The organism is Microbacterium istanbulense (assembly GCF_037204145.1).
GTDB lineage: Bacteria > Actinomycetota > Actinomycetes > Actinomycetales > Microbacteriaceae > Microbacterium > Microbacterium istanbulense.
Genome location: NZ_JBBDGN010000007.1, coordinates 171,356 through 183,799 on the forward strand (window position 1 = coordinate 171,356; position 12,444 = coordinate 183,799).

Sequence of the window (12,444 nt, forward strand, 5' to 3'; positions counted from 1 at the left end):
TCCTCAGCGGACGGCGCGCTGGACCAGTTCAACCAACTGGGCCAGCGCGTCTCCTGTTGGGGTGACCGGTTCATCACCGTTCACACCGAGGGAGTTGTTGAAGTAGAGCCCGTCACTGACGAGCATTACCAGGTGCAGGCTCATCTCGTCGCGCACGTGCGGCCGGATCGCCTCTTCCCATTCGCGACGTACCGTGCGCAGCGCGGCAGCGGCCGCCGCTGAGCCGCCCTGGGCAAGCCGTGACGTGGCGATGAGGGCGCGATCGAGCCCGTCGTCTTCCATCACTGAGGTGCGGATGTAGTACGCCACGGGGCCTTCGGGAGCCGTCGCCATCACCTGCAGGTCGTCGGCGTGCAGTCGCAGCAGCCGGTCGATCATTCCTGCCTCGAGCTCCTCCTTCGATCCGAAGTGGTAGAGCAGGCCGCCTTTGGAGACCTCGGCGCGGCGAGCGACGGCATCGAGGGTCGCGGCGCGTTCTCCGTCGTCGATGAGGATCGTCTCGAAGGCATCGAGCACGCGTTCGCGTGCCAGTGGTGGGCGAGGCATAGTGTTACTATACCATCTGGACGGTTTAGTTATTCGGAGGTTCCCATGCCCGCCACGGCATCGATCGACGTGATCGACACGGATGGAGCGCGCGTCGGCGCGCGCGGCTGGGCCGCGCTCGCGGTGCTCATGCTGCCCGTGCTGCTCGTCTCGGTCGACAACACGGTGCTCAGCTTCGCGCTGCCTGAGATCTCGGTGGCGCTTGCGCCGACCGGGGCCGAGCAGCTGTGGATCATCGACGTGTACCCCCTCGTGCTCGCCGGACTCCTGGTCACCATGGGCACGCTGGGCGACCGCTTCGGCCGCCGTCGGATGCTGCTGATCGGCGCCACCGGCTTCGCCGCGGTGTCGGCCCTGGCCGCGTTCGCCCCGACCGCGGGGCTGCTCATCGCCGCCCGCGCGCTGCTCGGCTTCTTCGGCGCCATGCTCATGCCGTCGACGCTGTCCCTGCTGCGCTCCATCTTCACCAATCGTGATCAGCGCCGCTTCGCGATCGCGGTCTGGGCCTCGGCGTTCTCCGCCGGCTCTGCTCTGGGCCCGATCGTCGGTGGCTTCCTGCTCGAGCATTTCGCCTGGGGCTCCGTGTTCCTCATCGCCGTGCCTGTGCTCATCCCCCTGCTCATCGGAGCACCGCTGCTGGTGCCCGAGAGCAGGGATCCGCATCCCGGCCGGATCGACCCGATCAGCATCCTGCTGTCGATGGCGGCGATGATCCCGGTGGTGTACGCGATCAAGTCGCTGGCGGTCGACGGGCCAACGCTGAAGGCAGCCGCCTTCGCCGCGGTCGGCGTTGCGATGGGCGTGCTGTTCGTGCGCCGCCAGCTGCGCGCGGAGACGCCCATGCTCGACATGAAGCTCTTCGCCCGGGGCACCTTCTCCGGCGCCATCCTGGTGAACCTGCTCAGCGTCGTGGCGCTGGTGGGGTTCCTCTACTTCGTCTCGCAGCACCTGCAGCTCGTGCTCGGCCTGTCGCCGATGATCGCCGGGGTGGCCCTGGTTCCCGGCATGGTGATGATGATCGTCGCCGGTCTCGCCGTCGTGCCGATCTCACGCCGGGTGTCGCCGCACATCGTGGTGCCTGCTTCGTTGCTGTTCTCGCTGGCCGGCTACCTGCTCGTCGCGTTCTCGACGAGTGATCATGGCGTGGCGCCGCTGGTGATCGCCTTTGTCGTGCTGGGCATCGGCATCGGTGCGGCCGAGACGATCTCGAACGAGCTCATTCTCTCCAGTGCGCCGCCGGCGAAGGCCGGTGCCGCGAGCGCGGTGTCGGAGACGGCATACGAGCTGGGGGCAGTGCTGGGCACAGCCGTGCTCGGTGGCATCATCACCGCGTTCTACCGTGGCGCCTTGGTGATCCCCAGCGGCGTACCCGCGGATGCCGCCGCGCACGCCCGCGAGACTCTGGCCGGCGCCTACACGGCGGCGCAGGAGTTGCCGGCTCAGCTCGGTGCAGAGCTGTGGGATGCCGCGGCATCCGCCTTCGGCTCCGGCGTCTTCGTGACATCGCTGATCGGTGCGGCCCTCGTTGTCGCGGCCGGCACGATCGCCGCGGTCACCCTGCGCCCCGCTCAGCACTCCTGACCCGGCCGGCGGGTGTCACACGCAGGGCACCCGCCGCCGCGAGGGATACGCTGGGAATGCTGTGGCGCTGTGAGCTGCAGCAGGTATGAGGAGAGTCATGTCGCGTGTCGTGAAGCTGGCCGTCATCCCCGGAGATGGCATCGGTCCCGAGGTCATCGCTGAAGCGGAGCGCGTGCTCGACGCGGTCACCGCGAACAGCGATGTCACGTTCGAGAAGACGCGGTTCGCGCTCGGCGCCGCACGCTACCTCGAGACCGGTGACACGCTGACGGATGCCGACCTCGACGCCATTCGCGCTCACGACGCCATCCTGCTCGGCGCGGTCGGCGGGACCCCGGGTGACCCCCGGCTGAAGGATGCCAACATCGAGCGCGGCCTGCTGCTCAAGCTCCGTTTCGAGCTCGACCACTACGTGAACCTGCGCCCGTCAAAGCTGTACCCGGGCGCGCCCGGCCCGCTGGCGAACCCGGGCGAGATCGATTTCGTCGTCGTGCGTGAGGGCACCGAGGGCCCGTACGTCGGCAACGGCGGCAGCATCCGCCGCGGCACGCCGCACGAGGTGGCGAACGAGACCAGCGTGAACACCGCGTTCGGTGTCGAGCGCGTCGTGCGTTTCGCGTTCGACCTCGCCGAGCGTCGCCGCAAGAAGCTCACCCTCGTACACAAGACCAACGTGCTCGTGCACGCCGGCGGCATCTGGAAGCGCATCGTCGACGACGTCGCGGCCGAGCATCCTGACGTCACCGTCGACTACCTGCACGTCGACGCCGCGACGATCTTCCTCGTCACCGACCCGTCGCGCTTCGACGTGATCGTGACGGACAACCTCTTCGGTGACATCCTCACCGACCTTGCCGGCGCCGTCACGGGCGGCATCGGCCTTGCCGCCTCAGGGAACATCAACCCCGACGGCGCCTTCCCGTCGATGTTCGAGCCCGTGCACGGCTCGGCGCCCGACATCGCCGGCCAGCAGAAGGCTGACCCCACGGCGGCGATCCTCTCGGTGGCATTGCTGCTCGACCACCTCGGTCTGCGTGACGAGGCCGTCGCCGTGCAGCAGGCCGTCGAGGCCGACGTCGCCGCGCGCACCGGAAGCCGCACCACGGCCGAGACCGGTGACGCCATCATCGCCCGACTGCAGGCGTAACCTGGAACCCGCGCGCATCGCCGCCGCACAGATCGAGGACAAGACATGACCGACACCGCACCGCTCACCTTCGCCGTGACCAAGAACCTGGCGGCCAAGACGGCTGCCCAGCGCGAGGAGATCCTCGCCAACCCGGGCTTCGGCACCAACTTCACCGACCACATGGTCGACATCTGCTGGTCGGAGAACGGCGGGTGGCACCGTCCGCGCGTGCAGCCCTACGGCCCGATCCCGCTCGACCCGGCCGCCGCTGTGCTGCACTACGGCCAGGAGATCTTCGAGGGCATCAAGGCGTACCGTCACGCCGACGGTTCGGTGCACACGTTCCGGCCCGACCGCAACGCCGCGCGTCTGCGCAACAGCGCCCGACGTCTTGCGCTTCCTGAGCTGCCGACCGAGTACTTCATCCAGTCGTTGCGGGAGCTGATCGCGGTCGACGAGGCATGGGTGCCGTCCGGTGCGGACCAGAGCCTGTACTTCCGTCCGTTCATGTTCGCCAAGGAGGCGTTCCTCGGCGTGCGCCCGGCGAAGAAGGTCGCGTACTACGTGATCGCGAGCCCCGCCGGCGCCTACTTCTCGGGCGGCGTGAAGCCGGTGCGCATCTGGCTGAGCGAGAACTACTCGCGCGCGGGCAAGGGCGGCACGGGTGCTGCCAAGACCGGCGGCAACTACGCCTCGAGCCTGCTGCCCCAGTCCGAGGCGTACGCCAAGGGCTGCGACCAGGTCGTGTTCCTCGACCAGGACCGCAACGTCGAAGAGCTCGGCGGCATGAACGTCGTGTTCGTCTTCAAGGACGGCCGCATCCTCACCCCGCAGTCCGACAGCATCCTCGAGGGCATCACGCGCGACTCGCTGCTGCAGCTCGCCGAGGATCGTGGGCTGACGGTCGAGCGCGGCTCGATCACGCTCGGCGAATGGCGTCAGGGCGTCGCATCCGGCGACATCGTCGAGGTGTTCGCGTGTGGGACGGCCGCTGTGGTCACCCCGATCGGCGCGCTCGTGTCGGAGGAGTTCGAAGACGAGCAGCCGCAGGGCGAGCTGGCGCTGTCGCTCCGCGAAGAGCTCACCGACATCCAGTACGGCCGCCGCGAGGACAAGCACGGCTGGCTCGTGCGCCTCGACGCCTGACGCGTCCGCACGCGCGTGACGGATCCGCACGCGCGCGTTCCGCTCGCGTCCCGCCTCTCTTTCGCCGACACCCCGTCTTATCGTCGACACCCCGTGTTATGGGCGTCCGTAGGACGGGGTGTCGACGCGTACTAGGGGTCTCGGCGGGTGGGGGTTCGTTCTCCACAAGGCGGAAAGTGCGCAGCGGGCTGTGGAGAGGCGGGATCCGAGCTGTGTGCGTAGGCATCATGAGGGATGCGACGAATCAACCTCTCCCAGGGGCGAGCGCTGCTGCGATCCCGCACGCAGCTCACGATGGCGGGTGTGCGTGAGCGTGAGCTCCGCGACAGCGTCGCGACGGGCAGGCTGCGCCGCGTGCACCGGGGCTCGTACGTAACCTCGGCCGAGTGGAGCGAGCTCTGGCCCGAAGGGCGTCATCTGCTGCAGGTGCTGGCGGTCGCGGCGGCGTCGCCGGGGTCAGGACCGGCGTTCTCGCACGTCTCTGCCGCGGTGATCTGGGGATTGCCGCTGTGGGGCATCCGCCCGGACGTCGTGCACACACTCGTCGATGGTCGATGCCACACCCGGACGGTCAGTGGTGTCATGCGCCATGACATGGCCGTTCACGAGCAGGACATCGTCGAGCTGGGCGGGCTCAGGTGCACGTCGCTCACGCGCACCGTCTTCGACCTCGCTCGCACCGCACCGCTACCGACGGCGGTGGCTGCGGCGGACTTCGCGTTGCGATCAGTGGCGGTGCGCGAGCACGTTCAGGACGCGGATCTCGCCGGGCGTTGGCGGGAGGAACTGTTCGACCTGGCACGGCCGGGTCTGCGCGGCGTGCGGCAGGCGCGAGACGTCATCGAGTTCGCGGATGGGCGCGCACAATTGCCCGGCGAGAGTGTGAGCCGTGTACATCTGCGCACGCTGGGCTTTCGGGACGTCGAGCTGCAAGTGCCGGTCACGGGCTCTATGGGAGGGCAGTACTACCTCGATTTCGGATTTCCACGTACGCGGTGTTTTGGTGAGTTCGACGGCGAAGAGAAGTACCTTGATGCGGAGCTTCGCAGCGCGCCGACGGCGGAGCGTGCGCTCATGGCGGAGAAGTGGCGAGAAGACGACATTCGCGGCGTGACCGGCTGGCGGATCGCGCGCTGGGGCGCTGCCGACATCCGATCCGTCGACACCTTCGGCCGACGCCTCGATGCGTTCGGCATCCACCCGCCCGGCTGATCCCGCACTTCACCCGCGCCGACACCCCGTGTTTTCGTCCACACCCCGTGCTTTGGGCGTCCACATCACGGGGTCTCGACGCGAAGCCGGGGTCTCGGCGAAGGTGGGGGGGCGAAGGTGGAGGGAGGTGGAAGGGGGGGCGAAGCAAGAGGACTGTGGCACGCGGATGCTGGTTAGGGTGGAATGGTGAAGATCGCACGGTTCAGCCACAACGACAGCATCCGCTACGGCATCGTCGATGACGGTGACCTCGTCGCCCTCGACGGCGACCCGATGTTCGCAGGCTTCGAGCCGTCGGGGGAGCGCATCCCCCTGGCGGATGCCGCCGTGCTCGCCCCGGTGATCCCGCGCTCGAAGGTCGTGTGCGTGGGCAAGAACTACCACGACCACGCGGCCGAGATGGGCGGCGTCGCGCCGGAGGAGCCCCTGCTGTTCCTCAAGCCGAACACCGCCGTGATCGGCCCCGGCGACGTCATCGTGCGCCCGACGCTGTCGGATCAGACCGAATACGAAGGCGAGCTGGCCGTCGTGATCGGACGGATCGCGAAGAACGTGCGCGCTGACGACGCCCTCGACTACGTCTTCGGCTACACGATCGCCAACGACGTGACCGCTCGCGACCTGCAGCGCAAGGACGGCCAGTGGTCGCGCGCCAAGGGCTTCGACACGTTCTGCCCGCTCGGCCCGGTGATCGAGACCGAGTTCGATTCGGCATCCGCCACGATCGAGACCCGCGTCAACGGTGAGGTGCGTCAGCAGGCCCCGCTCACCGACATGATCCACTCCGTCGCCGACATCATCGCCTACGCCTCCGCGGTGTTCACGCTGCTGCCGGGCGACGTGATCCTGACGGGCACCCCGGCAGGGGTGGGAACCTTCGACGCCGGTGACACCGTCGAGGTCGAGATCAGCGGGATCGGCACGCTCCGCAACACCGTGCGGGACGCCCTGGTCGCGCCGTGACGACGATCGCGCCGGAGCAGCTCCGGGCGATCCAGCGGCGCACGGTCGCGATCCTCTCGGCCGGGCAGGTGCTCGGCGGCATCGCGTTCGGAGCGACCGTCTCGCTCGGTGCCCTGCTCGCGGCCGACCTGTCCGGCGACGACGCGCTGTCGGGGCTGGCCACCGCCTCGGTGACGCTCGGCGCGGCGGCCTTCGCAATCCCGCTGTCGCGCATCGCGGCCCGGCGCGGACGACGACTCTCCCTCACGCTCGGCAACCTGCTCGCCCTCATCGGGGTCGCGACGGTCATCACGGCGGCGGCCGTGCGGTCGTTCCCGCTGCTGCTGGTGGGAGTCGTGTTCATCGGCATGGGCAACGCGGGCAATCTGCAGTCGCGATTCGCTGCGACCGACCTTGCCGAACCCGCCCATCGCGGTCGGGATCTGTCGATCGTCGTGTGGTCGACCACGATCGGCGGTGTCGCCGGCCCGCTGCTGCTCACCCCGGGTGAGGCCCTCGGCAAGATCGTCGGGATGCCACCGCTGACCGGCTCGTACCTGTTCTCGCTGGTGGCCCAGGTCGCGGCTCTCATCTTGTACCTCGTGGCGCTCCGACCCGACCCGCTGTTGACGGCCCTGCGCGTCGCGGCCGCCTCGCCGGCGGCATCCGCGGCGCTGGGTGGGCGGGAGGATCATCCGCGTGCGGCGCGCTTCGCGATCTTCGCGGTCTCGGGTTCGCATGCGGTGATGGCGTCGGTCATGGCGATGACGCCGGTGCACCTGTCGCACATGGCGCACGGCGCCCATGGCGAGGCCGCGACCGGCACGGACGTGACGTTGCTCGTCGGTGTCACGATCGCTCTGCACGTCGCCGGTATGTACGGCTTGTCTCCGCTGTTCGGCATCCTCGCCGACCGCTGGGGGCGGATCCGCGTGGTCCTGCTCGGGCAGGCGATGCTGGCCGCCTCGCTCGGTGTCGCGATCTTCGCGGGCGAGTTCCCTGCCGGCGTCATGGTTGCTCTCATCCTGCTCGGACTCGGTTGGAGCGCGGCGACGGTCGCGGGTGCTGCGCTGCTCACCGAAGCGTCGACCGTCGCGGCCCGGCCACGGCGTCAGGGCATCAGCGACTCCCTGATGAGTCTTACGGCGGCGGTCGGGGCTGCAGGCGCCGGCGTCGTGCTGACGAGCTTCGGTTACGGCGGGCTCGGGGCGACGGCGCTAATTGTCGTCGTCGCGATCGTCGCACTGTCGCCGCTGGGCGTGATCGGCTCCCGCAAGGATCCGGCCGAGGCGTGAGCTGGCGCGGAGTCGGTGACGCCTACGCCGCATCGTATGCATCGCTGTGCGCAGGCACCGGGGTGCGGTTGCGAGAGCTTGCCGGCGCAGCCCATGGTCGCACGCTGCTCGATGTCGGTGCGGGGGAGGGCACGCTCGCAGTGCAGTGGGCGGATGCCGGCTGGCGCGTCACGGCCGCGGAGCCGGAACTGAGCATGCGCGCGGCGGCTGCGCGCCAGCATCCGTCTCTCTCGGTCATCGACGCCGCACTCCCTGACCTTCCGTTCGCCGACGGCGCGTTCGACGTGGTGGTGGCAAACTTCGTGCTCAACCATCTGGACGACCCGCGCGAGGGCGCCCGCGCCCTGCGCCGAGTCGCGGCGGATGCGGTGATCGCGACCACCTGGGCGCACTCGCCGTCGGCATTCTGGGCAGACGTCACGGCGTGGGCCGGGCTCGCCCCTCGCCCGGCGAAGGGGGTGGCCGCCGACAAGGACTTCGAACGCACCTCTGCCGGGTTCGGTCGCATGCTCACGGATGCCGGATGGCATCCCGAGGTCTCGGAGCTCATGTGGACCTGGAGACCGACATCCGAGGCGCTGTGGCGCTCCGTGGACGGGGGAGTGGCCGGCGCAGGGGCCTTCTACCGCGGACTCGAGGTGGGCGAGCAGCGGCGGTTCCGGGCGGCGTTCGATGAGATTGTGGGCGAGCGGGCATCCTCGGGAAGGGTGGAGCTGACGCACACCGCGGCCATCGCGATCGACTCGCGGCGATGAGCGTAGCTCGGGTCGCCGGCGGCCTGAGCCGCCCGTCGCTGCCCCGGTAGAATCGGAGGGCTATGGCTACTCCTGATCCCCGCACCACGACCGCTTCCGGCTCTGATGTGCGCGTCCGTTTCTGCCCGTCGCCGACCGGCCTGCCGCATGTCGGCATGGTGCGTACCGCGCTGTTCAACTGGGCTTACGCCCGGCACACCGGCGGCAAGATGGTGTTCCGCATCGAGGACACCGACGCCGCGCGTGACAGTGAGGAAAGCTTCCGCCAGCTCGTCGACGCGCTGACATGGCTGAAGATCGACTGGGATGAGGGCGTCGAGGTCGGCGGCCCGCACGCGCCGTACCGGCAGTCGGAGCGCCACGACATCTACCGTGGCGTGATCGAGAAGCTGCTCGCGACCGGGGCGCTGTACGAGAGCTACTCGACGGCCGAGGAGATCGACGCCCGCAATGAGGCGAACGGTCGCGCGAAGCAGCTCGGCTATGACAACTTCGACCGCGACCTCACCGATGAGCAGCGTGAGGCGTTCCGCGCCGAGGGGCGTCAGCCGGCGCTGCGTCTGCGGGTGCCCGACGAGGATCTCACCTACATCGACCTCATCCGAGGTGAGGTGACGTTCCCGGCGGGCTCGTTCCCCGACTTCGTGGTGGTGCGCCCCAACGGCATCCCGCTGTACACCTTCGTGAACCCCGTCGACGACGCGCTGATGGGTATCACCCATGTGCTGCGTGGCGAAGATCTCATGCCGTCGACGGCGCGTCAGCTCGCGCTGTACGGCGCGCTGATCGACGCCGGAGTGACGACGTTCGTGCCGCGCTTCGCGCACATGCCTCTCGTGCTCGGCGAGACCGGCAACAAGAAGCTGTCCAAGCGTGACCCGCAGGCCGACCTCTTCTTGCACCGTGAGCGCGGGTTCATCCATGAGGGCCTGCTCAACTACCTGGCGCTGCTGGGGTGGTCGATCGGTCCCGACCGTGACGTGTTCTCGCTGCAGGAGTTCACTGACGCGTTCGACATCGTCAACGTCAACCCGAACCCGGCCCGTTTCGACCAGAAGAAGGCCGAGTCGATCAACGGTGACCACATCCGGATGCTGGAGGCGAAGGACTTCGCCGAGCGTCTTGTGCCCTACCTGGCGGCCGCCGACGTGTTCGGTGGGGAGCCGACGCATGAGCAGCTGGTGCTGGCCTTCCGTGCGGCGCCGCTGGTGCAGGAGCGGATGCAGCTGCTGGGCGAGGCGCCCGGCATGCTCGGGTTCCTGTTCGCGGACGAGGTGTCGTACGAGGCGGATGCCCTGAAGGGCCTGCCCGCGAACGCCGCCGAGGTGCTCGACGCGTGTGTCGCGGCGCTGGAGCCGGTAGAGGACTTCACGCCGGATGCCATTCAGCAGGCGCTCTCGGCGAAGCTCGTCGACGAGATGGAGCTCAAGCCGCGCGTGGCCTACGGTCCTCCGCGCGTCGCGCTGACGGGGCGTCGGGTGTCGCCGCCGCTGTTCGAGTCGATGGAGCTGCTCGGCAAGGACGAGTCGCTGCGCCGTCTGCGCACGCTCGCCGACCTGCGTCGTTGAGCCTGGCGCTTCCCCTGGGCGCGACGCGCCCGGGGGAGCAGCCCGCGCGGTCGGATTGGTAATCGTCGCGGGCCTCGGGTAGGCTTGACTCTCGGTGCGAGGCCCAGGTTTCGCCCTTGGGGTATGGTGTAATTGGCAACACGGCTGATTCTGGTTCAGTTGTTCTTGGTTCGAGTCCAGGTACCCCAGCAGTGAAAAACCCCCGCCTAGGCGGGGGTTTTTCGTTGAGTCTCCATGCGTGCGAACTGTCGAGTGCGTCATATGTGGGATTCCCATGTACGCGTCCGCGATGAACGTCCGAGGCTACGCGAGGTCGGGCGAACGGACAGCGCGGTTATAGAACGAAGAGCGCGGTTATAGTCGAGCCATGGCGATGCTTATCGAGGACCAGTTGAGGGAAATCCTGAACGGCGCTCTGGTCACCCACCCGAACATGTCTGCTACAGAGCTCGTGCAGACGGCGCTCCGGGTGGCGGTTCTCCGAGACGATCCGCTGGCTGAATCGTGGCTACGCATTGAGCTTGAGGGCATACGGAAGGAATCAGGTAAATCGCCGGAGATTAGCGAATGTCACTCCCGCTTGGCCGCGCTCGTTGGAACCGATCGTGCGCAAGAGCAGGTGTCTGCGGCTATTGAGTCTCTGATCGCTCGACGCACAATGGATGGCAAAAACTCGGTTTCAGGCCAAAGTATCGGTGAGCTCGAATCCTTGAACAGAGCTACCCAAGAACTGCACGACACCCCTATCACTCCGGGAATGACGCCGATTGATACGGGCTTGGCGTCCATCGATCGCACAAAGATGCGAGCTACGACCACGCCGATTCTGATGCAACAGGGTGCGATCATCCAGAGGGTCAGACAAGCCGCTTTCGGCTATCTTGTGCGTGTTGAAGCGGAGCTGGTGCGAGGTCAGTCGGTTCCTGACGTAATCGCCCAAGGACGCGCTTTCGTCGAGGCAACCCTTGCGGTCCGTGCTCCTGACGCGCACTCAGCGTTGCTGTCAGCCCAAGATCGCCTGGCCCAAGACGATGACGAATCCCTCAGCCACGCCGCTACTTCCTGTCGTAGAGCGATCAAGGCTCTTGCAGATGCACTCTTCCCACCGTCAACCTCTGTGACCGATAGCGAGGGAGCTACACGTGTCCTGGATGATGAACGGTACAGAAACCGTCTAGTCGAGTACGTCCGCTCAAGCAGAGGAAGATCGACGCACGCGGACCTCTTGGCTTCAAATATCTCGGCCCTCGCTACTCGCTTCAAATCCCTCGACGACCTGGCGAGCAAGGGCGTTCATGCAGGGATTCGTCGAGCGGAGGCCGAGTCTTGTGTCAATTGGACGTACATGCTCGCTGCTGATCTGTTGCGCATCGAGGAAGAGCGCGAAAGCGTCGCGTAGCGGCGATAACGAGTGCGGTGAACGGTCTGAGTGTATAGCGTGGCTCGCATGACGAATGACTACGCAACCGCATGGGATACGCTCACGAATGCGATCGGCGCGGCTAAAGGAAAGAGCGCTGGATACATCAATGAAGTCGAGCATCTGACTATCGACCAGCGGATTGAAGCTGCGAAGGTGGTGGCTTTGCTTTCCATCGCGCAGGAGATCTCCGATCTCAACCCTCGAAATCACGGCGGTGGGGACGGCCAGTCCGTCTGAGGCTACTTCCGGGGTTCCGTCCCATCGGCTTTCGGACGTCGCTACGCCAGAGCACTAAGCATCGTCAGCCGCTCACGCGCTGCGTGCAGAACCGACTCGGTTGTGCGTTCGCGCCCCGCGCGCAGCTGCGCGGTTTGGTGGTCCCGGTTGGTTTCGACGTGCCGACGGACGCGCGTGGTCGTCTCCGTGATGCGCTCGGAGGCGATCATTCGCCCGACCACGGCGACTGTGAGACCTCCGCTGGCGAGCCCGAAGCGTTGAGGCGGCATGCCGACCTGTCGCTGTTGAGGCATCCACGTCGACGGCGCGAGGTCCCCGATGATGCAGGACCAGGGCAACTGGGGTCTGGTCATCAAGAAGCAAAACACGGACTATCCCACTTCAAGTGTCGTGCTCGGCATGGTCCAGACGTTGTGGGCGGGACAGGGGCGTCACGCGGGGCAACCAGACTGGGCGCCGAATACACAACCCGAGGCAGAGGCTACCGTCATGCTCGCCGTACCGTTGGTGCAGTGGTTCACGTCGGGCGCGCTCGAGCGTCGCCCGTAGCCGATCCGCTTGAGCGGGCTTGCTCGCAGGGTCGCCATGTGCTGTTTGCCGGCGGGTTTGA

11 protein-coding genes and 1 tRNA gene are annotated in these 12,444 nt (G+C 67.4%); 11 read left to right on the forward strand and 1 reads right to left on the reverse strand.

What is annotated here, in order from left to right; translation table 11 throughout:
* Positions 1–3 precede the first annotated feature (3 nt).
* On the reverse strand, positions 4–546 hold the full coding sequence (locus tag WDU93_RS09265) for a TetR/AcrR family transcriptional regulator (protein WP_337319816.1): 543 nt from the start codon (positions 544–546) through the stop codon (positions 4–6).
* 45 nt (positions 547–591) lie between these two features.
* Here WDU93_RS09265 and WDU93_RS09270 point away from each other — a divergent pair, with 45 nt between their 5' ends.
* The 11 genes from WDU93_RS09270 to WDU93_RS09320 all read left to right on the forward strand — a co-directional run bounded on the left by WDU93_RS09270 (position 592) and on the right by WDU93_RS09320 (position 11,834).
* A complete protein-coding gene (locus WDU93_RS09270) occupies positions 592–2,127 on the forward strand; it encodes an MFS transporter (RefSeq protein WP_337319818.1) in 1,536 nt (511 codons plus the stop codon).
* Positions 2,128–2,224: 97 nt separating this feature from the next.
* Positions 2,225–3,274: a 3-isopropylmalate dehydrogenase gene (locus tag WDU93_RS09275; RefSeq protein WP_337319820.1), complete on the forward strand. Its 1,050-nt coding sequence runs from the start codon at positions 2,225–2,227 to the stop codon at positions 3,272–3,274.
* Positions 3,275–3,319: 45 nt separating this feature from the next.
* Positions 3,320–4,402, forward strand: coding sequence for a branched-chain amino acid aminotransferase (locus WDU93_RS09280; RefSeq protein ID WP_337319822.1), 1,083 nt, complete (start codon positions 3,320–3,322; stop codon positions 4,400–4,402).
* A gap of 234 nt (positions 4,403–4,636) precedes the next feature.
* Positions 4,637–5,614 carry a hypothetical protein gene (locus WDU93_RS09285; RefSeq protein ID WP_337319824.1) on the forward strand — a complete coding sequence of 326 codons (978 nt, stop codon included), beginning with the start codon at positions 4,637–4,639 and terminating at the stop codon, positions 5,612–5,614.
* A gap of 186 nt (positions 5,615–5,800) precedes the next feature.
* The gene (locus WDU93_RS09290) at positions 5,801–6,577 is read left to right on the forward strand and encodes a fumarylacetoacetate hydrolase family protein (RefSeq protein WP_337319826.1); all 777 of its coding nucleotides are present in this window, start codon (positions 5,801–5,803) and stop codon (positions 6,575–6,577) included.
* Positions 6,574–7,851, forward strand: a complete 1,278-nt coding sequence (locus tag WDU93_RS09295) for an MFS transporter (RefSeq protein ID WP_337319828.1) — start codon at positions 6,574–6,576, stop codon at positions 7,849–7,851. The genes WDU93_RS09290 and WDU93_RS09295 overlap by 4 nt, the downstream gene beginning before the upstream one ends.
* Positions 7,848–8,606 (forward strand): class I SAM-dependent methyltransferase, encoded by a 759-nt coding sequence (locus WDU93_RS09300; protein WP_337319830.1) that lies wholly within the window; start codon positions 7,848–7,850, stop codon positions 8,604–8,606. Before WDU93_RS09295 ends, WDU93_RS09300 begins: the two co-directional genes overlap by 4 nt.
* A gap of 62 nt (positions 8,607–8,668) precedes the next feature.
* Positions 8,669–10,174: a glutamate--tRNA ligase gene (gene gltX / locus WDU93_RS09305; RefSeq protein WP_337319832.1), complete on the forward strand. Its 1,506-nt coding sequence runs from the start codon at positions 8,669–8,671 to the stop codon at positions 10,172–10,174.
* 117 nt (positions 10,175–10,291) lie between these two features.
* Positions 10,292–10,363, forward strand: a tRNA-Gln gene (locus tag WDU93_RS09310).
* 178 nt (positions 10,364–10,541) lie between these two features.
* Positions 10,542–11,573 carry a hypothetical protein gene (locus tag WDU93_RS09315; protein WP_337319834.1) on the forward strand — a complete coding sequence of 344 codons (1,032 nt, stop codon included), beginning with the start codon at positions 10,542–10,544 and terminating at the stop codon, positions 11,571–11,573.
* Positions 11,574–11,621: 48 nt separating this feature from the next.
* Positions 11,622–11,834 carry a hypothetical protein gene (locus WDU93_RS09320; protein WP_337319835.1) on the forward strand — a complete coding sequence of 71 codons (213 nt, stop codon included), beginning with the start codon at positions 11,622–11,624 and terminating at the stop codon, positions 11,832–11,834.
* Positions 11,835–12,444 lie beyond the last annotated feature (610 nt).

Excerpts from the sequence above, each read along its gene's own strand:
- WDU93_RS09265 (WP_337319816.1), bottom strand. The coding sequence starts at position 546 with ATGCCTCGCCCACCACTGGCACGCGAACGCGTGCTCGATGCCTTCGAG.
- WDU93_RS09270 (WP_337319818.1), top strand. The coding sequence starts at position 592 with ATGCCCGCCACGGCATCGATCGACGTGATCGACACGGATGGAGCGCGC.
- WDU93_RS09275 (WP_337319820.1), top strand. The coding sequence starts at position 2,225 with ATGTCGCGTGTCGTGAAGCTGGCCGTCATCCCCGGAGATGGCATCGGT.
- WDU93_RS09280 (WP_337319822.1), top strand. The coding sequence starts at position 3,320 with ATGACCGACACCGCACCGCTCACCTTCGCCGTGACCAAGAACCTGGCG.
- WDU93_RS09285 (WP_337319824.1), top strand. The coding sequence starts at position 4,637 with ATGCGACGAATCAACCTCTCCCAGGGGCGAGCGCTGCTGCGATCCCGC.
- gltX (WP_337319832.1), top strand. The coding sequence starts at position 8,669 with ATGGCTACTCCTGATCCCCGCACCACGACCGCTTCCGGCTCTGATGTG.
- WDU93_RS09315 (WP_337319834.1), top strand. The coding sequence starts at position 10,542 with ATGGCGATGCTTATCGAGGACCAGTTGAGGGAAATCCTGAACGGCGCT.
- WDU93_RS09320 (WP_337319835.1), top strand. The coding sequence starts at position 11,622 with ATGACGAATGACTACGCAACCGCATGGGATACGCTCACGAATGCGATC.